19 protein-coding genes and 7 pseudogenes are annotated in these 23031 nt (G+C 42.2%); 8 read left to right on the forward strand and 18 right to left on the reverse strand.

Annotated elements, in window-relative coordinates; genetic code table 11:
• The coding region (locus J5O05_RS22815; RefSeq protein ID WP_208841701.1) for a PDDEXK family nuclease at positions 1 to 226 on the forward strand (226 nt) is incomplete at its 5' end.
• Between the two features lie 226 nt (positions 227 to 452).
• Positions 453 to 2335 (forward strand): annotated as a pseudogene (gene recD, locus J5O05_RS00090) (exodeoxyribonuclease V subunit alpha).
• 63 nt (positions 2336 to 2398) lie between these two features.
• On the opposite strand, the gene J5O05_RS00095 reads toward recD, so the two are convergent.
• Positions 2399 to 3637, reverse strand: a complete 1239-nt coding sequence (locus J5O05_RS00095; RefSeq protein ID WP_244369502.1) for an amidohydrolase — start codon at positions 3635 to 3637, stop codon at positions 2399 to 2401.
• 272 nt (positions 3638 to 3909) lie between these two features.
• Here J5O05_RS00095 and J5O05_RS00100 point away from each other — a divergent pair, with 272 nt between their 5' ends.
• A complete protein-coding gene (locus tag J5O05_RS00100) occupies positions 3910 to 4422 on the forward strand; it encodes an Mpo1 family 2-hydroxy fatty acid dioxygenase (RefSeq protein ID WP_208841703.1) in 513 nt (170 codons plus the stop codon).
• 70 nt (positions 4423 to 4492) lie between these two features.
• Here J5O05_RS00100 and J5O05_RS00105 read toward each other — a convergent pair whose 3' ends face one another.
• Positions 4493 to 5449: an FHA domain-containing protein gene (locus J5O05_RS00105; RefSeq protein ID WP_208841704.1), complete on the reverse strand. Its 957-nt coding sequence runs from the start codon at positions 5447 to 5449 to the stop codon at positions 4493 to 4495.
• A gap of 317 nt (positions 5450 to 5766) precedes the next feature.
• On the opposite strand from J5O05_RS00105, the gene J5O05_RS00110 reads away from it, so the two are divergent.
• Positions 5767 to 6357 (forward strand): CBS domain-containing protein, encoded by a 591-nt coding sequence (locus J5O05_RS00110; RefSeq protein WP_208841705.1) that lies wholly within the window; start codon positions 5767 to 5769, stop codon positions 6355 to 6357.
• Between the two features lie 66 nt (positions 6358 to 6423).
• On the opposite strand, the gene J5O05_RS00115 is transcribed toward J5O05_RS00110, so the two are convergent.
• The 3 genes from J5O05_RS00115 to J5O05_RS00125 all read right to left on the reverse strand — a co-directional run bounded on the left by J5O05_RS00115 (position 6424) and on the right by J5O05_RS00125 (position 8923).
• Complete coding sequence (locus J5O05_RS00115) at positions 6424 to 7347, reverse strand: M14 family metallopeptidase (protein WP_208841706.1); 924 nt, start codon at positions 7345 to 7347, stop codon at positions 6424 to 6426.
• A gap of 80 nt (positions 7348 to 7427) precedes the next feature.
• Positions 7428 to 7838, reverse strand: a complete 411-nt coding sequence (locus J5O05_RS00120) for a hypothetical protein (protein WP_208841707.1) — start codon at positions 7836 to 7838, stop codon at positions 7428 to 7430.
• A gap of 221 nt (positions 7839 to 8059) precedes the next feature.
• Positions 8060 to 8923, reverse strand: a complete 864-nt coding sequence (locus J5O05_RS00125; RefSeq protein ID WP_244369498.1) for a hypothetical protein — start codon at positions 8921 to 8923, stop codon at positions 8060 to 8062.
• Between the two features lie 228 nt (positions 8924 to 9151).
• Here J5O05_RS00125 and J5O05_RS00130 point away from each other — a divergent pair, with 228 nt between their 5' ends.
• Entirely contained in the window at positions 9152 to 9547 is a 396-nt protein-coding gene (locus J5O05_RS00130; protein WP_208841708.1) for a tellurite resistance TerB family protein, read from the forward strand.
• A gap of 72 nt (positions 9548 to 9619) precedes the next feature.
• Here the strand turns inward: J5O05_RS00130 and J5O05_RS00135 are convergent, their stop codons facing one another.
• Entirely contained in the window at positions 9620 to 10507 is an 888-nt protein-coding gene (locus J5O05_RS00135; RefSeq protein ID WP_208841709.1) for a TIGR01777 family oxidoreductase, read from the reverse strand.
• Positions 10508 to 10636: 129 nt separating this feature from the next.
• On the opposite strand from J5O05_RS00135, the gene J5O05_RS00140 reads away from it, so the two are divergent.
• Entirely contained in the window at positions 10637 to 11674 is a 1038-nt protein-coding gene (locus tag J5O05_RS00140) for an AI-2E family transporter (protein WP_208841710.1), read from the forward strand.
• Here J5O05_RS00140 and J5O05_RS00145 read toward each other — a convergent pair.
• From J5O05_RS00145 to J5O05_RS00165, 5 genes and pseudogenes are all read right to left on the reverse strand, one after another.
• Positions 11671 to 12075, reverse strand: coding sequence for a hypothetical protein (locus tag J5O05_RS00145; RefSeq protein WP_208841711.1), 405 nt, complete (start codon positions 12073 to 12075; stop codon positions 11671 to 11673). The two genes, J5O05_RS00140 and J5O05_RS00145, sit on opposite strands and share 4 nt — an antisense overlap.
• A pseudogene (locus J5O05_RS00150) lies at positions 12062 to 13403 on the reverse strand (ATP-binding protein). Before J5O05_RS00150 ends, J5O05_RS00145 begins: the two are co-directional and overlap by 14 nt.
• Positions 13397 to 14073, reverse strand: a pseudogene (locus tag J5O05_RS00155) (response regulator transcription factor). The pseudogenes J5O05_RS00150 and J5O05_RS00155 overlap by 7 nt, the downstream one beginning before the upstream one ends.
• 3 nt (positions 14074 to 14076) lie before the next feature.
• Positions 14077 to 14328 (reverse strand): PepSY domain-containing protein, encoded by a 252-nt coding sequence (locus tag J5O05_RS00160; protein WP_244369500.1) that lies wholly within the window; start codon positions 14326 to 14328, stop codon positions 14077 to 14079.
• Between the two features lie 116 nt (positions 14329 to 14444).
• Positions 14445 to 14742: pseudogene (locus J5O05_RS00165) on the reverse strand (YciI family protein).
• 177 nt (positions 14743 to 14919) lie between these two features.
• Between J5O05_RS00165 and J5O05_RS00170 the strand changes: the two are divergent.
• Positions 14920 to 16344 (forward strand): sodium-dependent transporter, encoded by a 1425-nt coding sequence (locus J5O05_RS00170; protein WP_208841712.1) that lies wholly within the window; start codon positions 14920 to 14922, stop codon positions 16342 to 16344.
• A gap of 30 nt (positions 16345 to 16374) precedes the next feature.
• On the opposite strand, the gene J5O05_RS00175 is transcribed toward J5O05_RS00170, so the two are convergent.
• Positions 16375 to 17016, reverse strand: a complete 642-nt coding sequence (locus J5O05_RS00175; protein ID WP_208841713.1) for a CPBP family intramembrane glutamic endopeptidase — start codon at positions 17014 to 17016, stop codon at positions 16375 to 16377.
• A gap of 134 nt (positions 17017 to 17150) precedes the next feature.
• On the reverse strand, positions 17151 to 17717 hold the full coding sequence (locus tag J5O05_RS00180; protein WP_208841714.1) for an inner membrane-spanning protein YciB: 567 nt from the start codon (positions 17715 to 17717) through the stop codon (positions 17151 to 17153).
• A 134-nt stretch (positions 17718 to 17851) separates the two neighbouring features.
• Between J5O05_RS00180 and J5O05_RS00185 the strand changes: the two genes are divergently transcribed.
• On the forward strand, positions 17852 to 18127 hold the full coding sequence (locus J5O05_RS00185; RefSeq protein WP_208841715.1) for an HU family DNA-binding protein: 276 nt from the start codon (positions 17852 to 17854) through the stop codon (positions 18125 to 18127).
• A 25-nt stretch (positions 18128 to 18152) separates the two neighbouring features.
• On the opposite strand, the gene trpA is transcribed toward J5O05_RS00185, so the two are convergent.
• The 5 genes and pseudogenes from trpA to J5O05_RS00210 all read right to left on the reverse strand — a co-directional run.
• Positions 18153 to 18959: a tryptophan synthase subunit alpha gene (trpA, locus tag J5O05_RS00190; RefSeq protein ID WP_208841716.1), complete on the reverse strand. Its 807-nt coding sequence runs from the start codon at positions 18957 to 18959 to the stop codon at positions 18153 to 18155.
• The gene (gene trpB, locus J5O05_RS00195) at positions 18956 to 20140 is read right to left on the reverse strand and encodes a tryptophan synthase subunit beta (protein ID WP_208841717.1); all 1185 of its coding nucleotides are present in this window, start codon (positions 20138 to 20140) and stop codon (positions 18956 to 18958) included. Before trpB ends, trpA begins: the two co-directional genes overlap by 4 nt.
• Before the next feature lie 7 nt (positions 20141 to 20147).
• Positions 20148 to 21514: pseudogene (gene trpCF / locus J5O05_RS00200) on the reverse strand (bifunctional indole-3-glycerol-phosphate synthase TrpC/phosphoribosylanthranilate isomerase TrpF).
• Positions 21507 to 22516 (reverse strand): annotated as a pseudogene (gene trpD / locus J5O05_RS00205) (anthranilate phosphoribosyltransferase). The pseudogenes trpCF and trpD overlap by 8 nt, the downstream one beginning before the upstream one ends.
• Positions 22517 to 23031: pseudogene (locus J5O05_RS00210) on the reverse strand (glutamine amidotransferase-related protein); the annotation flags it as partial.

The raw sequence follows: 23031 nt of genomic DNA on the forward strand, positions 1-23031 counted from the left end.
TCATCTGCCATTAAAACCACTTACGGCGTTGAAACTCAATCAGCTCTTAACTCGGATCACTGGGCACCCTGCTTATCTTCATTTTGATGAGGTACAGGGCCTACTGAAAGGGTTTATCGATTTAATTTTCGAATGGCAAGGGCGCTATTTTGTTTTGGATTATAAATCCACTATTTGGGTGACAGTCCTGCTGACTATGATTTTGAAAATCTACAAACTGCGATGAATAGCCACCAATATCATCTTCAATACATCATTTATACAGTGGCTCTCCACCGCGTGCTTTAAATCTCGAGTTGCGGATTATGACCCAGACACGCATTTAGGCGGTTCGCTCTATTTGTTTTTGCGTGCGTTACCGGATAACCAAGGGATTTATTTCAATCGACTCACAAGCTCAGATTTGGCTGAATTTGACGCACTATTTGTTGAGGGGGAGGGTTAAAATGTCCATGCAAGTTGGTTTTGATTTCGATGCTCGTGAATTAGATGTCACGCAAATTACCAAACACCTCTTAGCGCTCGGAAAAATAAGGTACAGCGATGTAAAACTAGCAAAGATGGTCGCCTTTGATAACGATGCTGTCTATTTCTTAGTTTTATTGCTGCTCATTGCCGAACAACAACAGCATACCTGTTTAGAGTTACGTCACCTTGATTGGATGAACCCTTTCGGACTTAGAGATAAAGAGCAGGTCATTGATTTTCCACTTGATGTTATTTCGATTAAGGATGCGGTTGAAGCAATCGATTTACTCGAAAAACACCCTGCGGTAGGTGATAACAAACCACTTTCACTGTTTGGTTCAAAACTTTATCTCTCGAGGCATGCTCGTTACGAGGCAACGCTTAGTCAGCGCTTTCTTGAAATGGCTAATCGTCAAATCAACGTGGATGCAGAACAACTGAAATGGTTATTGGCAGAGTATTTTCCAAAACAAAGCGATGAAGTAGATTGGCAAAAAGTCGCATGTGCAAATGCTGTTTTAAACGGCTTCTCCATTATTACAGGTGGCCCAGGAACTGGAAAAACAACGACGGTAACCAAATTATTGGCGATTTTGCAGTCTTTGTATCAAGGTGCTCCGCTTAACATAAAGCTAGTGGCACCAACCGGTAAAGCCGCGGCTAGGTTAAGCGAGTCGATAAAATCGGCCAAACATAAATTGGCGCTGCCTGAGATGCTGTCGACGCTGATCCCAGAAGACGGGCAGACGCTTCATCGTTTACTGGGAGTCATCCCTTTTCAAATAAATTTAGACACAATGAATCCAATCCTTTGCATTTAGACGTGTTGATCGTCGATGAAGCGTCTATGGTTGACTTATCGTTGATGGCAAAATTAGTGAAGGCGTTGCCAAAAGGCGCGCGCTTGATTTTACTGGGAGATAAAGATCAGCTTGCGTCGGTCGATACTGGCTGTGTGTTGGGTGATTTGTGTCAAAAATTAACGTTAGGTGTAACCCCCAGTTATACGCCGGAACATCGACTCCAACTAGAGAACTTATGCGAAGCGGTATTTTCGGCTGCGGTTAGTGAGCAAGATGATTTTAAGCTTAGAGATTCTTTGTCCTTCTTGCAAAAAAGTCACCGCTTCAATGAGCAAAGTGGCATTGGTCAATTGGCACTTGCTGTTAACAACAATGACTCCAGACATCTAGACTGGGTCTTGGCACAAGGCTTTGCCGATATCCAATTAGAAAACCTGTCACAGCAAAGTTACACGAATCTCATTCTTGGTTCTGCACAACGCTATGCACAATATCTAACCGCGATAGCACGCAATGAAAAACCGAGTATGGTTCATGAATTGTTTAACCAATACCGATTGCTATGTGCAGTGCGAGAAGGCGCATATGGAGCAAATGAGTTGAACTTCAAGATTGAACAGGCGCTGGTTCAGCAAGGTTTGATTTTGCGAACAGGGCGGTTTTATTTGGGTATGCCAATCATGATCACGCACAACGATTACCAACTTAAATTGTTTAATGGTGACATTGGCATTTTGATGTTAGATGATGATGGGGAGCTTAAAGCAAGCTTTATCGACGATGCAGGTGAAACGCGTTTCTTCTATCCTGCACGGTTACCTCAATTTGAGCTAGCCTATGTTATGACCATACATAAATCTCAGGGTTCCGAGTTCCCACACACTGCAATACTGCTTCCACCTATGCAAAAAGCACAGCAAGGTATCAATCGACAACTCGTGTACACAGGTATAACGCGAGCAAAGCTTAAGCTCGAATTGGTGGCTCAACCTGAGGTGTTAAAACTGGCTATGCGAAAATCTGTGCAGCGAAGTTCAGGACTCTATGAACGACTAATTAGTTAATTTGGTTGAGCATACATGGGCGCATTTTGCTTAGCGCCCATTATGTAGGAAGATTTTGAATAACTACTTTAAGTAATCTACAGCAATTTGTGTCAAGGCGCGAACACCAACTTGAAGCGCCGGTTCATCAACATAAAAGCGAGGTGAATGGTTGCTTGCAGATTTATCCAAAGGCATATCTTTTGGTGTCACACCGAGAAAGAAAAAGAGTCCGGGTGTTTCCAACGCGTAATAAGAAAAATCTTCAGCGCCTGTGACAAGTGGAACTTCCATGACGTTGTCATCACCTGCTACTCGTTTTATCGATGGGATCATTTTCTCGGTCAGAGTCGGGTTGTTTACTGTTACAGGATAGCCATGTTTAATTTTGACCTCTGCCGTTGCGCCTTGTGATTTAGCTACTGTTTCTGCAGTAAACACCAGCTTTTCTTTGATATCGGCGCGCATATCTTGGTCGAAACTACGGATAGTGCCAATCAAAGATACTTCGTCAGGAATAATGTTCGATCTGATCCCACCATTGATCGCGCCAAATGACACGACGGACGGTGCTTTGGTTACATCAACTTGTCGAGACGCGATAGTTTGTGTAGCCATAATGACTTGAGCAGCTGTAACAATAGGGTCTACGCCATTCCATGGACGTGAACCATGGGTTTGTTTCCCATGAATGGTCATTTCGAAAGAGTCTTCACTCGCCATCAGAGGGCCGCTTCGGTATCCGATTTGTCCAGAATGCAAACGGTTGGTTACGTGCAATCCAAAAACAGCCTCCGGCTTGATGTCTTTGAATAGACCTTGTTTAAGCATTAATGCTGCGCCACCTTCTTCACCTTCAGGTGCTCCTTCTTCTGCCGGTTGAAAAATGAACATCACATTCCCTGAAAGCTGATCCTTCATTTCGTTTAATTGATGTGCCACACCAAGCAAAATTGCGACGTGGTTATCATGTCCACACGCGTGCATCACGCCAACCGTTTGACCTCGATAAGTTGCCGTTTGCTTTGAAGCAAAGGGAAGGTCGACTTGTTCTTTGACAGGTAAAGCATCCATATCGGCGCGAAAAGCGATTGTAGGGCCAGGCGTTGCACCTTTTAACATTGCAACGACACCGGTGTGTGCAATGTTTGTTTGAACATCCAAGCCTAGTGCTTTGAGGTTATCAGAAATCGTTTGACTGGTTTTAAATTCACGATTGCTCAGTTCTGGAAACTCGTGAAAATGTCTGCGCCAATCGATAACTTGTTGCTGTAAATCGGCGGATACGGTAATGGTTGAATTTTGTTTGGCCGATGCTGACATCGTACAGATTGCTAGAACGAAGGGTAGAGAAAGTGATGAGCGACGCATTGTGCTTCCTTTTTCTTTTTAGCGTATGGCGCAATTGTAAACCATGAAAGAAATTTGCGTTAAAACACCATAACTTTGAGTCGATTTAAGCAATAACATCGAGAAAACATCAAAGGCAAGTGCCTTAAGAAGGAAGAATGCACTGAGTGAAATAGCAACGATTGACTTTTCACTTTGGACGTGTTTTAACCTAAGTTTAAAGTAACTACTCTAAGAACAAGAATATGAAAACATTAGTTGAACAACTCAGTCAGTACGCACGCTATCATCGTGATAAAAGAAATATCGCGACTCATTTTATCGGTATTCCGCTTATTGTGATTGCAGTGATGTACTTGCTTTATTTTCCGGTTTTGGAAGTCGGTTCATTCACCGTTACCGCAACGTTAGTCGTGATTGCATTATCACTTGTTTACTATCTTATGCTTAGTCTATCTCTAGGTTTCGCGATGGCCGTCGCGTTTGCAGCAATGTATGCGATTGTCTGTTATTCAGCACCATATCTAGGTTCTTTTTCACACTACGGCATGCTTATTATGGGCGTTATATTGTTCGTGGTCGGTTGGATATTTCAGTTTGTTGGTCACTATTACGAAGGTAAAAAGCCTGCATTTGTTGATGACTTGATTGGGCTTGCGATTGGCCCACTGTTCGTGATGGCTGAATTTTTGTTTATCTTAGGTTTTCACAAACCACTAGAACAAGACATTATTCGTGAAGCAGGTGAATACCGTTAGATTCAGTTAAACCGAGTCAGTTTTAAAATGACGCATTCTTGAACAGGCAAGAATGCGTCAAATGAGGGAGTTAAAAAGTAACGCGGGTCTCTAAATGTGCCCCTTTAATGATACTTAAGTCCTGACAATTCAATCGAATTTTGCCGAAATAGGTTTCTAACAAAAAGCTTAAGTCTGGCGCACCTTGCTCCGCTAAATCAGAAAGTTGCTTACGAGCACGATGCAACATGATATTCATGTGATTCATTTGAATACCTAAATCTTTTGCCATGTGTTCACGATATTGCCAACCTTGATGTGATAGCTCAACGCCATTTTCCTTGTCTTCGATTCTATGTCTCGCGAGAAGCAAAAGAAGGTAATGGTGGCTGCGAGTACCGAGATCATATTCTTTATTATCGACATTAATCGAAAGCTGGGTGTTCTCTTCATCTTGGCTTACGTTGAACATCAGTGAGCAAGGCGCAATATTGTGTTCGTTGTTCATGATCTCAGTCGATTGGTGTTCTGTTGCGCAAATATATTGCCACTGAGTGCCTAACGCTTTGACGATTCCACCATCAAAAAGAGCTTGTCGGTCGTTGGTGTTTAGGTCTTCAATAAACCAATAATTAATGATTTTGTCATGGTAAATAATGAAGGAGGGTTCGTCGTCATTTGGTATAACGTGTTGGTCCGTCACTTCGATTACTTGGCGAGGAATGGACTGTGAAATTAGATAACGACAGTTTGTGTCCAAATCTCCAACAACATAGGAGTTTTCTCCGGCAACGGCGAAATCGATTTTGTCATTTACGGCTAACGTATAACTTAAGTTTTTGTCTAATTTTTTGTCGTTTAGCCACACACCGTTTGTGCTTACATCACGAATTTGCCATTTACCATCAGCCAATTCGATAATTGCATGATGTCGAGAAATCGTCGGCTTATCAATGATGGTATCAACGCTTAATTTCTGTCTGCCAACGGTATGGTAGCTCTTTAGATATACCTTTTCTAATTTCTGTTCATCAATTAAGTAAGCCATTGAAATTCCTTCTATCTAAAAATAGCGCCTTTTTTGTATACGCCGCTTGGTCGGCATTGTTATTCGAGGCTACCATATCGTTAATGGAGAGTATCAATCAAATTGATTCTTGCTGTCTTGACCAGATGATACCGTAATTTTGTTGATTATACGATTACAGCGGATTACACCATGATTGTTTCAAATTAGCGCTTTTTTTACTTGCGACCAAAAAAAGGATGGACCATATTTTAATCAGAAGGACCACGAAATTTTCCTTTCCCTTCTTTTTTTGCAGTGATTTGAAAGGCACTGCACTGCCGCTAAGGAGTACCGTTATGGGTGAATACCGCGCAATTAAAACCATAAAACTAGACGAGGTTTTCCAGTTTTGCGACCACTATGATTCTGAACCGCTTTCACTATCGAGTTCAGCGCTTAAAGTCGTTACAGATTTCACTCGTAGACAACCTCAAGTCATCATGAAAGATGTGGATGTAGACCATGCGTTGTATATGATGATAAATGGGCATGTAAGATCGAAGTTGGTTATTGATCACGATGATACGTTTCTTGGCGTGATCACCGCGAAAGATTTAACGGGTCGAAAAGTATTAGCAACAGCACAAAAGAAAAGCTTAGGTCGTGCTGATTTAACGGTAGAAGACATGATGACTAAGCGATTTGAGCTTCAAGCAATGCCATATCGTCTTGTGGAATCAGCAAAAATTGGCGACGTCGTTGAAACACTTCAAGATATAGGTCAACAACATGTGTTATTGGTTGACGACAAAGGCGCATTGCGAGGTATGATTTCGGCAAGTGACATTGCAAGAGCATTGCACATGCCGGTGAATATCTTAGAAAAAGCTCGGTCATTTAAGTCGATTTTCGAAATTATCCACGATAGAGAAGAATTAGACGCCTAGCAAAATCTATTTAGATACAGGTTGGAGAGCGCCAACCTGTATTGTTCAGCCAAATTCGCGTTTACGCTATTGCACTTCTCGATTTAATTGTCCCACGTAATTTAGTGCACCAACAATTGCAGCAACTTGCCCCGCAATACAGTTTTCTGGCGTGGAAAGTTCACCATCTGGGTAAACTTCTGTCGTTGTGACATAAGGAGCATTAGTTACGCCCATGCAAAGTCCCAACTTTGTACCGTCATAATTGATGACGCCAAACTGTTCAAGTGCAACTCCAATTAGTTCATTATTACTATCAGCTGGCGCAATCGTAGTTACCTTTTGGACTTCTTCAATGATCGCTTTTTGAAATTCTGGTTGTGGTTTTTGGGTATGGCCGACCAAATAAAACCCATCTGGGATATTCCAGTTGTGGTTGACTTTACCGTCTCTGGCTGCCAAAGCAGGACGAAATTCCGAGTTATCAGTGTCAGTCGTCTCATGCAAATCAATATGCATTAGAAAGGAGAGTTCACTGTCAGCTAGGTATTTGATAAATGAAGCTGCTTCAGGCGCTGGGCTGTTGCTGTAAAAAGAACGGTTTGGATCGATTGCATTTGGATTCCAGCGATTTATCGTTTCATAACCCCAAGGGCTAATGCAAGGTGCAACGATGAGATTAAATTTAGCTTCGTACTCTTTGCCAAAACGCGCTAAGAAATCAAGCGCGCCATGCACACCGCTCGTTTCATAGCCATGTACACCTCCGGTAATGAGTACATTGGGTTTTGTATTATCCCAAACTTTACTTTTAAGGATAAAAAGAGGAAAACGCTGAGCATAGTCTAACGTTCCGTACTGAACTTTATCAAAATTCTCAGTTAATTCATCAATCTTAGATACAACTTCGTTAAAATAACTGCGGTGAGATACTTGCGAGGAAAACCACATTTCTTTGTGGTGTTGTTGCCATGGCTCACCAGGTGTGCCAATTGGATAAATGTTATTCATTTAAGCTGCCATTACTTTGAAAGGTAGCCATTATGCTAAGAAAGCAGCGCTTTCTTAGCAAGTGAAATAGGGTGGTTAGACTAAATCGCGTATCCTTGCACACGAAGTTGTGCAAGTTGCTTTTCACATGGATTGAACGCAACGAACAGTAAGGTCGAATCAACAAGTGAGATTTTAGTAACTTTTAGTCCAAAAACAGAAAGTACTTTTACTCCAGTAATTTGTTCTGCTAAAACATAGCGACGTTTGCCTAGCGCATTTATGTAGTATAGTCCTTGAGAGCAAAAGACGGCTTTACGCTGACCTGTCAGAGACAAGGCTAAATGGAAAGCGCAAAATAGAACAATAACTAATGCAAGAAACAGCTCCACATGATTGAATGACGACTTTCCAAAATCATTCAACAACGCGCCAAATCCCCAGATCGCGGCGGCGAATACGCACAATAGCACATAAAAAGATTTATTAATGTTTAGTTGTAATTCTCTCATGTCATCAACTCACTACATTTTTGATTGTGTTTAGCTTAATGGAACAAAATGGAGGAAATGTGGAGGTAGTACAAAATCACTAATTTTTGAGGTTGTATTTTGATATTAGTTATAACACATTGAAATATAACAAATGAATAACACGTTAAATATATCGAAAAGCATCTGCAGCGGTATAAACTCGATGGTGGCTTGAAGAAATTGTATTCGAAAGTGCAATTTTACTGAGGCGGCATTAAGGTTTTCCAGTTCGTTACGCTTTGATTTAGAAATCCGCACTCTTGATAAGCTCGTTCAATAAAACCCGTTTTACGAAGAATCGATAACCCTGTTTGCAATGCTTGAAATGCGTTTGCTCCAAGAGGATGCTTTTTTGATACAACAAAATGTCGACTGTCTAAAAGTGCAATTTTTAATTTTGGAATTGCCTCAATTTTATAGCCTGTACCTTGATATTCATAAGGGGGATGATTCGTAAAAGGTACGAGCATTACATCGACCCAGCCGCGACTAACCATTTTAGCCATGACTATCCAATCTGATTCATCAACAAGTGTTTTTGGCTTTAGCGCGTTAATTGTCTTCCAATCAACATACCACGCTTGGCTAGAAACAATTGAGACACCGCTTAAATCGGAGGTTATCTTTTTACTTACTTCAGCTATTCTAGAAGGGGAGGTAAAGATACCGGCAAAGTATTCCCCTTTACGAATTATAGGATCTGAAATGTAAACTTCGTCTTCGTATTTTGCTGCGTCACTGTACCAAATGGTGTCAAAACTAATTAATAACAAGCCATCTTTTAAAAGTCTTAAATTGCGCGCGTCATAATTGCCAAGTTCAAATTCAAACTGTAAGTTCAATCCCCCCAAGGCAATTGCTCTTTGTACCAGTATAAAGTCAACAACATCACGTTGACATACTTCGTGTTGAAAGTGCTCGATGGTCAGTGGTGAGTCACTACCTAAGAGTGTCTGGGTATATTCGTAAATATCTTTTTCAATAGTTATAGGCACTTCCAACCCATCAGAAGCGGATGTGCATAACGACATGAGGGTCAAAAAGGTTAAACAGGTTTTTTGCATGAATAAGTACCGTCGATTCCCTTATGAGTGTAGCGTAAAGTGTTATTTTTGGTTAAAAAAATAAACTTGCTAGACCAGTTTTCGTTTATTGCAAAATGAAAAAAAATCATATGCTGATACTATTTTTGAGCGCGGTAAAAGCTGCTATAAAAATAAACTTGCAACGAAAAGCATTCATCAAAGAGAGAATAGTCTGGTGCGGCTTTTCAAATTTAAAAGGAATAAAAAATGAAATTTGAACAGCTACTTACACACTTTGATATGGGCATTAGCATCGAGCAATTACAGAAAGAATCACTGTTAGACATTGCTATTTTGTTTATGGGACTTGATGGCGCAATTGATGATAAAGAAAAGCTTGTCGTTAAATCGTTTGCTCGCAATTTAGACTGGCATTCTGTTATTCCCCTCGATGATTACATTACGGACATGCAAGGGAAGTGTATTCTTGCCATCCAAAGTAACGAGGTTGAGTCATTTATTCAACACCGTTTGAAGCATATTGTAGATGCACCAATGCGAGACTTGGCTTTGAAACTAGCTACTGAAGTGTCAAAAGCGGATGGCACGGTTGATGACAAAGAACGCAGAGCATTGTCATTGCTTGAAGCGGAAATTATTTAGCCTGTACAAGAACGGTGAGACCTTGCGCTTTTCACCGTTCTTTAGGTATCAGTATTTGGAGCGTTTTTTCTTTCACAATAAGTCATTGAGTGCCTTGTCTAATGTAGGGTAGTCAAAATTGAAGCCCGCGCCAAGCAGACGTTTTGGATAAACTCCCTGCCCATAGATGAGTAAATCTGCCATTTCACCGAATAGTAATTTCATTACCCATGCAGGCATAGAGAGTAAGCAAGGCCTGTGAAGTTGTGCAGCGAGTGTTTTTGAAAATTCATGGTTGTTAACCGCGTTTGGTGCAGTCATATTGAAAATGCCGTTTGAAGTTGAATTTTCAAGCAAAAAAATGATGCCTTTGACCATGTCTTGGATGTGGATCCAAGACATTAATTGCCGGCCATCCGCAACTACACTACCTATTCCTAGCTTGAACGACGGCAGCAGTTTTTTTAGTGCTCCACCGTCTTTACTCAACACAATGCCAGTTCGGAGTATGCATACGCGAGTATTCTGGTTGGTCTTAAGTGCTTCATTTTCCCACATCGAACATAATTCATGTGAAAACTCAATAAAGGCTTCTTCAAACGATTCATCTATCAGTAGATTTGGCGATTGCCTACCGTAGTAGCCAATTGCACTTCCCGAGATAAAAACGCTAGGTGGATTTACACAGTTATTTATTTTCGAAACGAGCGATTGCGTTATCCCAAGTCTACTTTGCACAATTAACTGCTTCTGTTGCTCATTCCACCGTTTTTCAGCGATAGGCTCACCAGCCAAATTGATTACTGCATCAATATCATTAAAATCAACATCTTCAATGTGTGAGATTGGAGTGATATGATTTGAGCCACTGAACAGTTTATTGTCAGTGTTTCTTGTTAACACAAAAAGCGAGTGTGCGTTTAATTGAGCACAAAGCATGCTACCGATTAAACCAGTTCCACCTGTTATTAATATTTTCATAGAAGTTTATGTGACTGAAATATACTCTATATACGGTATAGTGGATGGTTTAGATTAGCGCGAGCGCCACGAATTTATTTGAAACACATTGTGGTATATGCGTGTTTCAACCGTTTGAAAGGGAAAAAGATGTCTCAAGTTTCACCCGCACATCGAACACTAGTAATACTCGCTTGTCTGGTTATTGTTTTTGCCGGAATTAAGCTTGCTAGTAGCATAGTTATTCCATTTATATTGGCAGCGTTTATCGCCATTATTTGTAGTCCAATGCTTCATTTCTTTGCTCGGTTTCATATACCAAAAGGCATTTCTATTTTGCTTATTATCGCAATCGTGGTTGGTATAGGTGTGAGTTTAGCTGGATTGGTCGGGCAATCTGTAACGGATTTTTCGAAACAGCTTCCAAGTTACAAGGCTCAGCTACAAGACAAGTTCGTGTGGTTAATTAATATCGCGGCAACGTATGGCGTACCGGTTGACAAGCAGCAACTCATTAAGCTCTTTGATCCAGGCCAAGTATTTGATGTGGCTACAAATACTTTGTCGAGCCTAGGTGGTGTGATGGCAAACATATTCCTCATCATGTTAACTGTTATCTTTATGCTTTTCGAGGCGCCAACCTTAAGTCAAAAAGTGCATCTCGCATTAGATGACCCTGAAATGAAAATGAAAGCCATTGACCGATTCTTAGAGTCTATCAACAGTTATCTTGCCATCAAAACGCTTGTTTCGCTGGCCACCGGTGTGTTGGTGAGTGTTTTCCTCTGGATCCTCGGGTTGGATTATTTTCTGTTATGGGGCGTTATTGCTTTCTTTTTGAATTACATTCCAAACATTGGTTCAATCATCGCCGCCGTGCCCGCTGTTTTACTTGCACTTGTTACACTCGGTCCGTTGGAATCTGGAATTGTTGCAATTGGTTATGTCATCATTAATACGGTGATGGGCAATATCATTGAACCGAAATTTATGGGTAAAGGGCTTGGGTTATCAACGTTGGTTGTTTTCTTATCACTCATTTTTTGGGGATGGCTACTCGGAACGGTGGGTATGTTGTTGTCGGTTCCTCTCACTATGGTCGTTAAGATAGGTTTAGAAAATACAGAGAAAGGGAAGTGGCTTGCGGTCTTACTAGGGAACGTTGATGAAAACAAAGATGCCCACTAATAGGGCATCTTAAGCGTTTCTAAGTTTTGTTTACGTAAATTAATTTCGCAGGTTTTATAGGCAATTGCCGCCTTCGTTGGATTAGGCATTTTATGCAAATAACGCCATCTGCAGGTGTCTTCCATATAATTTACTTGGTTACTGGCAGCTCGTTTAATGATAGGCAGGAGCTGAGTGTTACCAGTATCTTCCTGTATTTTTTCAATGTCTAGCTTGAGCTTTTGAAACCAAGTCTGTTCAGATGATTTTAACAGTTCGATATTTTGATCTAAACATTGGATATACTTTTTAGCTTTTTCAGGATGATCACTTTCAAGAGCACTGCAATCGCGCAAATTGTCTAGAGCATGTACAGAAGGAGCTAAAAGTAAGCTCAAAGCCATTAAATTAGTTCTTTTCATTTTTAAATTCTACCACAAATTCTGCGCCGCCGAGTCTCTGACTGACCTATCACTAAATTACCGTGATAGGAATTGACCAAGTCTGACACAATCGCCATACCTACGCCATGTCCTGCTTCATATGTGTCTAGCCGTTTGCCTCGGGTAAGAAGATCTTCTCGCTTGTCCTCTGGGACACCAGGCCCATCATCACTAACGCACAAGCGAACACCTTTGTTTTGCAAACGGGTCACCGTTATATCGACTTTGGATGCGCAAGCTTTACACGCGTTATCAATTAAATTGCCAAAAATTTCCATTAAATCTGTTTTGTCTCCAAGAAAAGCGGCTTTCTCTTCACATGAAAACGTAAATTCAATGTCTTTTTGGTGATAAACCTTTCTCATTGCATTAAGTATAGACTGTACAATAGGTTCAATTTCAGTTTGCTTTTTCCAAGCATCAGAAGCACCCGTTGCAGCTCGCTTTAATTGATGCTCAATCATTGCGTTAATGCGGTCAAGTTGCTCCTGAGCGTCTAAATCGTTTGCTAAGGGACTCGATTTCAAAACCGCTAAAGGTGTTTTTAAGGCATGCGCGAGATCACTTAATGAGGCTCGATACCGTTCTTTCTGACGTTGCTGTGATTCCAGTAGAAGGTTTAAGTCGAGCTTGATATTTCGAAGTTCGACAGGGTAGAGTCCTGACACTCGTTCTCGATTGCCAGCTTCAATTTCTTTGATTTCTTTGTCCAGTCGTTGCAGCGGTCGTGCGTTCCAAATAAAGCCAAGCGCCATGAGTCCTGCAATCACAATCCCCATTATCAGCATCCACGTGACGAGTGTATCCCTAAATCGACCCATTTGAGCGAGTAGAGCAGAGTTTTGCTTTAATAAGATAAAACGGGCTTGCTGTGAATGCTCCGCGTTGCCGAGGATAACCGTTAAGCTGAGTTGCCAATAGGCAACGCCTTGGTAATCAACACGTCTAAAATCTGAGTTACCAGCCTGCGCATCACTGAATTCGGGTGAGACGGAGAGATTTACAGCAGACTCGGAATACCAAATGAGTTCGTTACCTTGATAAATTAGCGCGTAAGTATCTGAGTTGAGGCGATTGAGTTCGGGTGCCAAGATGCTTCTGGGCATGCCAATTCCCTCATCCAAAAATTCAACTTCTGAGATAAGCGAATATAAGTGTGCTTCAAGTGTATTGCGCGTGGCTTCGACCAGAGAATCGTAATAAGCACGACCAATCGAAAAGAAAAGCGAAGGTAAAGCAACAACTAAAACAAAGACAAGGATAAATCCTTGTCTTATTTTTAGGGATATTTGCGGTCCAATTACCACTGTGTTTTTAACCTATATCCTCTACCGCGAAGCGTCTCAACAGGGTTAAGTTCGCCCGATGGGTCAAGTTTCTTACGAAGGCGTAGTACGAAAACTTCGATAACGTTTGAATCTAAGTCGAAGTCTTGATCATAGATATGTTCAGTGAGACTCAGCCTTAGAAATAACCTTTTGTGGGTTTACCATCATGTATTCGAGGACTTTATACTCGTAAGCCGTTAAACTCATTTCTTCATCGTTCACCCAAACTTGTTGAGAGCGGGTATTTAGTTTAATTGGGCCGATAATAATTTCAGGGTTCGCTTGGCCTGCACTGCGACGTATAAGCGCATTACAGCGCGCAATCAATTCTTCTACATGGAATGGTTTCGTTAAGTAATCGTCTGCGCCAGCGTCGAGACCTTCAACTTTGTCTTGCCATCTGTCGCGAGCTGTTAAAATGAGGATTGGGATATCAACTTCAGCAGCTCTTGCTTTTTTAATCAGCTCAATACCATCAAGTTTAGGTAAACCTAAGTCGATAACCGCCATGTCGAGCGGGTACTCTTTTATATGGAATAAGCCAGACTCACCATCATGGCAAACATCAACACTGTATTTTTCTTTTTTCTAGAGCATTTCGCAGGTTGTCTGCCAAATGCAAATCGTCTTCAATTACCAAAATTCGCATGGTTTAGTCCTTACGCACAGCGCCTGTCTTCTTGTCTACTTGTACATCAAGCACCCGGCCATTTGAACCGAGAATTCGAATGATGTAGTACGAGCCTTGATCTGTAATTTTAAGTGTCTTACCGCTGTATTCCTTTAATGCTAATTCAACGGCTTCCTTTTTAGTCAATGTGTCAGAGTCTGTTTTCCCAAAGGCTGGTGGCAAAGACCAAATACTCAGTCCAATCACCGCAACTAAAGTGAACAATCTCATCATCTAACTCCAATTTTCTGGGTTACGACATCGTAGGCTTTTACACAGACTACAAATGCAAGGCATGGTACAAGCCTAGTCGCGACGCTCTGAACTCTTCCTGAATTAAAATGAATACCTTAAAACACGCGTTTGAACGGTTTTACGATACTTTCCTTGTAGACGCCAGCGTCTAGGTAAGGGTCAGCAGCAGCCCAAGTTTTAGCGGCTTCAAGCGAGTCAAACTCTGCGATAACCAATGAACCTGTGAATCCAGCAGAGTCTCGGATCATTACTGTCGATAGCTGGAAGAGGACCCGCAGTAAATAATCTTCCTTCTTCTTTTAGCGCTTCTAATCGTGCAAGATGTAGTGGGCGAGTTGCTAAGCGTTTATCGAGCGAATTTTCAACATCGATAGAGTAAATCATGTACAACATATTAATCCTTGGCACTTTTTATGTGGTTCTATGGCGTATCTTAGACTGTCTCATGGGTATGTGTAAACGTAATGCGCCAGTAATTAGTCGGGTTTAACGGCATAACACTTGAAATCGTTGAGCTAAGACTGGTAGAGTCGGCCGGATATTGGAAAAAATAATAATAAGGTAGTTCGCATGAGTAGCAATCGAGAGCATTTTAGCTCGCGACTAGGGTTTATTTTAGCGGCCGCAGGATCGGCAGTAGGTATTGGAAACCTAGTGGGTTTCCCTGTCTCTGCAACAAAAAACGGTGGTGGCGCATTTCTTCTCATCTACGCATTGTTTGTAGCGTTCATTTGTTTACCTGTCATGATGGCCGAAATGGCGATGGGTCGAAAAGCCCAAAAAGACCCATATGGTGCCTACAAGAAACTGTCGGACCGTTCAACGAAATGGTCAATAGCGGGTATGCTTGGTGTGATCACGCCATTTATGATCGCGGTATTTTATATGGTCATCACTGTCTGGATTTTCGGTTATCTTGCTCAGACAACACTCGGTAATTTGGACCTGTTAGCGCAACCTGAACATTTTGATACATTTATCAACAACACCAACGTGTTCTGGTACATGATAGTAGTGGCTGTCATTGTTAATTTGATATTAGTTGGTGGCGTTAAAGAAGGAATTGAAAAGGCATCTAAAGTATTAATGCCAGCATTGTTTGTGTTATTGATTGGTTTAGTGGCTTATGTGCTTACACTTGATAACGCGATGGCTGGTGTGAAATTTTATATTGTGCCGGACATTTCCAAACTTAATGCAGGTGTATTGAACGGCGCGCTTTCACAAGCGTTTTTCTCGTTGTCATTAGGTATGGGGATTCTAATGACTTACGCGTCTTATATATCTAAAAAAGACGACATAGTTGGTGGTGCGCGTATGGTTGCCATTACCGATTCACTGGTCGCGTTTATCGCGGGATTAATGGTACTGCCTGCAATTTTCAGTTTTAACCCAAACACCAATCCTGAAGAACTGTCAGACTCGTCAGTTTCTATGATTTTTGTCTATTTGCCTAAACTGTTACTCGCATTGCAATCAGACATTGGCTACGTTGGCGCATCATTAGTTGCGGGTGTGTTCTTCCTGCTGGTTTTCTTTGCTGCTATTACATCGCTTGTGTCAATTGTTGAGGTACCTACCGCTACATTAATCGAAGAAGCTCGCCTGAGTCGTAAAAAGGCACTTATGGTGCTTGCTGCATCTATCGGTATTCTTACTGTGATGTGTACGATGTCATTTGGCATGGTTGAATGGTTAACCAAGTTTACTTGGTATGGTGGTGCTAACAAGAGCATGTTTGACTTGGTTTACGATATCTTCTACGACACTATTTTGCCTTTGAACGGGTTAATCGTGTGTATTTTTGTTATGTATAAATGGAAAAAAGCGAAACTTTCTGAAGAGCTAGCTCAAGGTTGTGAAGGCTATGAAGGCAGTTGGATGGAGAAGTACGTTAACTTCTCGCTATCGACCTTTATTCCTGTGATTTTGCTCGCCATTTTTATTAATACTGTCGCAACGAAATTTTTCGGTACCAGTCTATTCGGTTTCTAAGTGTTCAAATTGGTAGGGTGTGTATACACCTTACCAATTTGCCCCAGAGTCTAGATATCCACCCAATCCCAACGTAAATATCCAAAGCCCCCACAAACTATGTTCTAGTACACACACCAAAAGTGAACGGCTTTGTGCGTAAGTGTACGCAAATAACAAGCCCCCACAAAACGACAGCAGAATAGCCATCAAGTTATCGTAGACGCAATGAGCCAAAGCAAACGTTAACGCGCTTAGGATCACACGGTGTGATTTTTTCGGAATAATTCGTTTGTAGCGATGAAAGAAATAACTCCTAAATATAAGCTCTTGTGGCAACACGGAGAGCAGCGGGTACACAATCAGTAGTCTTAGCCAATCTAATGGAGATTGCCGTGGTAGGGCAAACCAGTTGTCTTGATTGATAAGGCCATAAAGCATGCCAGAGAATAGCGCACCGATTAGGAAAAAGGTGAAAAGACGTTGTTTCACTGCGGAAAATGTACCTAAGGTTGTTAACCTAAAGCGCTTGAAATGCGGGTCGGTAAGTAACAAAAAGGCGCAGATCGCCATAAGGATTATTAATGCAGGAAGCAGCCAGTTAGCAAGTTGTGCTCGGAATTGATATGCCATTAAAGGCAAACCAAAAAACACAAAAATCAGTTCACACCACCGATATTGAGAAGAGTTCAAGGTCTTGTTCAATTTATGGACTGTATGTTCAGACTATAGACCAAGAAAGGCAGCTTTGTGACGAAATTCACAGACTTGAGAAAATTTTGAATGCCGCGCCTAAAATTAAGTTAGTTAGGCGCGGCAGAATGTGATTACTGTTCTTCTGGTAAGAACTTGTACACTTTAAACATCGTAAATACGATTGCGATAAAAGTAATACCCATCAATCCAAACACTTTAAAATTCACCCACGTATCGAGCGAATAGTTAAACGCCACGTAAAGATTTAAGACCGCAATACTTAAAAATAGGAAAACCCAAAGTACCAGAAGCTGATTAAAAATTGCGTTAGGAATATTAATTTCAACTTCTTGCTCTTTCTGCACTGAAGAGAAAAGGCCCATTAATGCTTTTTCCACTAAGTTGGTTTTAAAGAGCAGTTTCCCAAATAAGATGGACAAGCCGAGTAGTGCGTAGATGATAGAGACTTTCCATTGAATAAACTGTTCGTCGTGAAATGCCAGAGTCATCCCTCCAAGCACCACGGCAATCCCCGCAAAAATCCAGTGTCGGGTTTCTATTTTTCCAGTAGAAACTTTGTAATACACCAATTGGACAATCGCAGCGATGATTAAAACGCCAGTTGCCCAAAAAATGTCGACGGCTTTATAAACGACAAAAAATAAAATAAGTGGCAAATACTCGAATAACAGTGCCATAAAATAAGTCTCTCCTAATAAGATAACGTGGTTTTACCAAGTTGTTCAAAGAAGTTCAAGATTGACTTTACTCTTTAATTCCCATAGCCTGCCGAGCTTTTCGAGTGTCGTTGCGAGAAACAGAAGGAAAACGGATGAACAAAAAGTCGCTTGTTGAGCTTATGTCAGCACAAGCTGAACTACCGAAAACTCACGTAAACGCTGCATTAAATAGCCTACTTGCAATCATCACAAAACGTCTATCTGAAGGTGACCAAGTCCAACTTCACAATTTGGGGACGTTTACCCTGAGTTATCATCCTGCCAAAGAGGGTCGTAATCCACAGACAGGTGAGAAAATTTTAATAGAGGGTGCAAACAAAGTGTTGTTTAAGCCTGCCAAAGCGCTGAAAGAGGCACTTTCTAATTAAAGAAAGTGCCAAAAAGAGGGGGGACTTATCGATGTGTCGCTGCTTTCATGCTACGGACGAATTGAGTCAACGTAGTGAGCATGTTCGGAAAGTCACTAAGATTTTGTTCGATGATTTTGACGACGGCCGAACCACTGATTGCTCCAGCAGCGCCAGCCTCTAACGCAGCCTTTACATGCTCCGGTGTGGAAATACCAAAGCCAAGAAGTGCAGGCGCCGCTCGATAGCTTAGCAATTTATCAACAATGTCCCCAGCAGGCATTTCAGCAACGGTGTCTGTACCTGTTACGCCAGCACGAGAAAGCAGATAGGTATAACCTCTACCATAGGACGCGCATTGGCGAAGCGTATCATCGTCCGCGTTCGGTGTTGCGATAAAAATAGGGGCTATTTCATTTGCCATAGCCGCCTGTCTAAAACGTTTAGATTCATGCAGAGGCACATCAGCAACGAGCACGGAATCGACACCAACGGCGCGAGCTTGTTCATAAAATGAGTCTATGCCCTTGGCAAAAACCAAATTTGAGTACAGCAGCAAACCAATAGGAATGTTTGCGTTGTACTCTCGTATGGCTTTAATTATGTCAAAACTGTCTTGGGTATTAATATGTGCGTTCAGAGCACGGATATTGGCAGACTGAATTACTGGACCATCTGCGATAGGGTCAGAAAACGGAATACCCAGTTCTAACGCGTCTGCACCGCCATCGATCAAGGCTTTGATTATTTCAATGCTCTGTTCTTTAGAAGGATCACCGAGTGTTACAAACGGTACAAATGCGCCTTCATTTTTCTTATTTAACTGTTCGAACAGTTCGTCATAGCGTCTCATAGTGAACCTCTCTTCGCTAATACTTGGTGAACATGGGTTAGGTCTTTATCGCCTCGTCCACTTAGATTCACAACAAGGATGGTCTCTTCGGTTTGCGCTTCGGCGTATTTTAGCGCGTACGCAAGGGCATGGCTTGATTCAAGCGCTGGGATAATCCCTTCATTTTTTGCTAAGGCTTGGAACGCATCCAGCGCTTCGTCATCTGTGATGCCAACGTATTGCGCACGACCAGTTTCAGCCAAATACGCATGTTGAGGACCTACGGCGGGATAATCAAGTCCAGCAGATACGGAATACGACTCCTCTATCTGGCCGTCTTGGTTTTGCATAATAAACGTGTAAGCTCCGTGCAAAATGCCTTTTGAACCTTTACAGATAGCCGCACCATGTTCCTCGGTATCTAAACCTTTGCCAGCAGGCTCTACGCCAATTAATTTTACACTTGAGTCACCAATGAAATCGGCGAACATCCCGATTGCATTTGAACCGCCGCCCACACAAGCTATTACAGCATCCGGCAAACGGCCTTCTGCATTAAGCACTTGCTCTTTCGCCTCTATTCCAATCATTTTTTGGAATTCACGGACAATTGTTGGGAATGGGTGGGGGCCGGCCGCTGTACCTAGTAGGTAATGTGCAGTCTTATAGTTCGCTGACCAATCACGAAGCGCTTCGTTTACTGCGTCTTTCAGCGTTCCAGAACCCGCGGTAACCGGTATCACTTCTGCGCCCATTAAACGCATACGAAATACGTTGGGTTGTTGGCGTTCGACGTCTTTTGCACCCATATAGATACGGCATTTTAAGCCAAGGAGCGCGCATGCTAATGCTGTCGCTACGCCATGTTGACCAGCACCAGTTTCAGCAATGACTTCATTCTTGCCCATTCTTTTAGTCAACAGTGCTTGCCCTAATACCTGATTTGTTTTGTGCGCGCCACCATGAAGTAAATCTTCACGTTTCAAATAGAGTTTTACTTTCGGATTTTTTACTAAATTACGCGTTAGAGTAAGTGGTGTTGGTCGTCCTGCGTACTCAGTAAGGAGTTGATTAAACTCCGTCAAAAACGCAGGATCGTTTTGCGCTTTTTCAAATTCTGCATCTAGTTGTTTTAATGCTGGCACTAATAATTCTGGGACAAACATGCCACCAAAATCGCCAAAATAACCTTTGTTACTCATGTCCACCTCAATAATTTCTAATTTGCGAAAAAGCATCGTTGATTTTATCTACACACTTTTTGCCAGGAGTAAGTTCGACTCCTGAATTTAAATCAAAACCGAGCGCACCGACTTTGTGTGCGTCTGGAATATTTGCTGCACTGAGTTCCCGCCAGCTAGTATAAATGGGGTTTTAAGGTCTTTGATGAGTTCCCAGTTAAATTGCTTGCCGGTTCCACCGGATTGCCCATTCGCTTTAGTATCAAAAATATGTCTATCGACTAGTTCAAAGAGATCGGGCTGGACATCCGAAACACCCAATGCTTTCCAAATCTGACAATTTACAGGCAAAAGATTTCGAAGCAGCGTGATGTAATCTGCGTCTTCATCGCCATGGAGCTGGACGGCCGCGAGCTTTAATGTATTGGCGTACTCAGCCACTTCTTCCAGAGATGAGTTGACAAACACACCCACATATTTAAGAGGCGCACTGTCGACCACTTCTCTTGCGCAGTCTAAATTGACGTAGCGAGGTGATTTACTATAGAAAATAAGTCCACCAAAAACAGCACCCGCATTATACGCGTTTAAAGCGTCCTGTGATCGAGTGAGTCCACAGACTTTGTTTTCACCCAAAATCAACTGTCTACACGCACTGTCGAGACTTTGTTGTGCCATCAATGAGCTGCCCACTAGAAAACCATCAACAATAGGCGACAGGCGTTTTACATCTTGATGAGTGTAAATCCCTGATTCAGAGATGACCACGGCGCCATTGGTAATTAATGGGCGAAGTCGTTCTGTGGTCTCAAGGCAGGTAGACAAGTCTCTTAGGTTACGGTTATTGATACCAATGAGGTCTGCCCCAAGCGCTTGTGCTCTAGCCGTTTCCTCTTCATTACTCACTTCGGTTAAAATCGACATGTTCAAAGATTTAGCAACATGTGCAAGAGCAGTGTATTGCGCATCGTCGAGCACGGATAACATTAACAGTACGGCATCGCCACCGTAAAAACGTGCTAAATAGATTTGGTACTCGTCGATAAAAAAATCTTTACAGATAAGCGGTTGTGAGACTTTTGAACGTACATACTCTAGGTACTGATAACTACCTTGAAAATATTTTTCATCCGTTAGCACGCTGATACAAGTTGCATAGCGCGAATAGACCGACGTTATCTCGTCTAGGTCGAAGTGTGCGCGGATAAGCCCTTTCGAAGGAGATGCTTTTTTACATTCAAGAATAAATTGGGTGCCTTGTTGAGCAAGTGCAGCAGTAAAATTACGCTTAGTAGGTCGTACTTTGTCTTTAAACTCGCTGAGTGGGAACGCAATCTTGCGCTGTTCAAGCTCTATCTCTTTATCTGCGACAATGCGCTCGAGTACATTAGCCATGACTTACCTCTTTAATTGATTCTAATGTTTTTATCGCTTGACCACTTTCTAACGTTGATAGAACAAAGTCACAGGCGACATTGAGCGAATCAAATCGACCTTGCATGTAGAGAAGGGCGGCTACATTGGCCGCAATTGCTGCATTGTGTGCAGGTAATCCTTGTCCAGAAAGAATGGCGATGCTGGCTTTAGCATTGTAGTCTGGCGTATCCCCAGCAATCGATTCAAGTGAATAGTTTGCAAGTCCAAAGTTTTCTGGTGTGAGTTGATACTCGCGAATCACACCATTCTTTAGTTCAGCTACGATGGTATTGCCATGAAGCGCGATTTCATCCGTTCCAGCGCCATGAACGACCATAGCATGTTTTGTTCCTAACTTTTGCAGGGTTTGAGCCATTGGTAAACATAACTTAGCATCGTACACGCCAAGGAGCTGTATGTCTGGCTGTGCTGGGTTGGCAAGTGGACCTAAAATATTGAAAATGGTGCGCGTTTTTAGCTCTGTTCTTACTGGCATCGCATGTTTTACACCTTGATGATAGAGCGGTGCAAATAAAAACGTAAACCCAGTTTTTGCGTAAACATTCTTCAGCTTGAGCTGGCGACATATCAATATTGATGCCTAATGTTTTAAGCAAGTCAGCTGAACCTGATTTACTCGACACGCTGCGGTTTCCATGTTTGACCATCGGGATCCCGCATGCAGCCGCGACAATCGCGGCGGTAGTGCTGACGTTAATGGTGTTTGAACCATCACCGCCTGTACCGCAACTATCGGCTGTCGCAAGTCCGTTAGAGTTAAAAGGAATAGCGTGTTTACGCATGGAAGCAGCGGCCCCCTGCGATTTCATCGACTGTTTCACCTTTCAACTTTAGTGCGACAAGCGCCGCGGTCAATTCAATATCACTCACGTTGCCTTGCATGATCGCATCGAAAAATGTTTGGCTTTGTTCAAAGTTTAATGACTTCCGTTTTTTCAATAGAATATTGAGTATGTCCATTTAAGCCACTCCTTTTGCTAAAAAGTCTACCTTTGCTTTAGTAATTGTGTCCCCGTTTGGCGTGAGAATGGATTCTGGATGGAATTGAAAACCCGGAGCGTTGTCATTCTCGTGGTAAATTGCCATCGGAATATCTTCATATTTCGCAATGACGTTTAAGCACTCAGGTACTGAGGTCGCCATTAATGAATGATAGCGAGCGGCAGGTATGTTGTTGCCCATCTCCTTCAAACACAGGGTTTGTGCCGAAATATCGATAATCGATGATTTACCATGCACAGTTTGACCTTGCTTGCCCAACATTGCCCCCGTAACTTTGTGTTAGTAACAGTTGCCCAGGACAAATGCCAAGCATTGGAAATTGACCGCGACATTTCTCAATGAGTTCCAGCAGACAACCTGCCTCGGATGGAGCTCCAGGCCCAGGTGAGAGCACGAGAATAACGGGGGCGGTTTCTTCTTTCATTTTATTGAATAAGTAGCTGGCATCGATGTTATTGCGATACACCACAAGG

The organism is Pseudoalteromonas xiamenensis, assembly GCF_017638925.1.
Lineage (GTDB): Bacteria > Pseudomonadota > Gammaproteobacteria > Enterobacterales > Alteromonadaceae > Pseudoalteromonas > Pseudoalteromonas xiamenensis.